Annotated in this window: 1 protein-coding gene; it reads right to left on the bottom strand. The window is 34.7% G+C overall.

The window, feature by feature from the left end:
• Nucleotides 1-842 (bottom strand): DUF1302 family protein (locus tag BAZSYMA_RS09905; RefSeq protein WP_338152904.1); only part of this gene is annotated, 842 nt, incomplete at both ends.

The raw sequence follows: 842 nt of genomic DNA, 5'->3' as shown, positions 1-842 counted from the left end.
CCATCCTTATCACCCTTCTTACCAAATACACCTAAAATTGCAGTTAAATCAATTGTTTGATTGAGATACGACTGAGTAAAACGCAAGGCATGTTGATAGGTTTCTTGTTTGGTAAAGTTGTTAGATTGAGCGTTGATGACATTGTCATAATTATTGATTTTTTTGAGTGACAGCTCATAGCTAATTGAGCCGTTATTAATGCCTGTGTACTCCACGCCGATTAGACTATCAATTCTTGATTTTGTGCCATTAAGCCCTGAATATTTAAGGGTGTCAAAGTAGGTCACTTCTGTTTTTAACAAAAAATTATCAATGACTTGATTGTAGGCAAAGCCCAGCATTTTTGATTTATTATCAAAATGCAAAGCACCATTTTCAAAATAAGGTTTATCAAGATAAGTGTCGGCAAAATAAATGCCAAAATCATAACCAGAAAACTCACCTGTTAGGCTTAGTGCAATGCCAGTGTTCTTCAAATTATTACCAGGTTTGCTTTCTGGTAAATCCGTGCTAGCTTTAAAATCAGAGCCGAATTTTGGATTTTTACTAAAACGATTTTCGTGCAATAGAGCAGCAGAAATTTTTAAGTTGTCTTGGTAATAATCCAATTTACTCATCAATCTACCAAGGCGCAAATTTTTAATGTCAATCAGTCCTGGTGTGCGATTGTCCAGTGGGTTTAGAACATCGGTAATACGAATAGAATCAGACTTACCCCATACGACAATTTGTCTGCCAATTTTGAAATCAAGATTTGAATTAATACTGCCTTCAATATTTAATTCATTTACATTTAACTCGTTTCCATAGCTATTAGGCGTTGTCGAATAATGGTTACTTGT

Origin of the sequence: Bathymodiolus azoricus thioautotrophic gill symbiont (assembly GCF_001298715.1) — a bacterium.
Classification (GTDB): Bacteria; Pseudomonadota; Gammaproteobacteria; order PS1; family Pseudothioglobaceae; genus Thiodubiliella.
The sequence above is the reverse complement of the archived record's forward strand: the minus strand, read 5'-3'. Positions and strand labels throughout refer to the sequence as shown.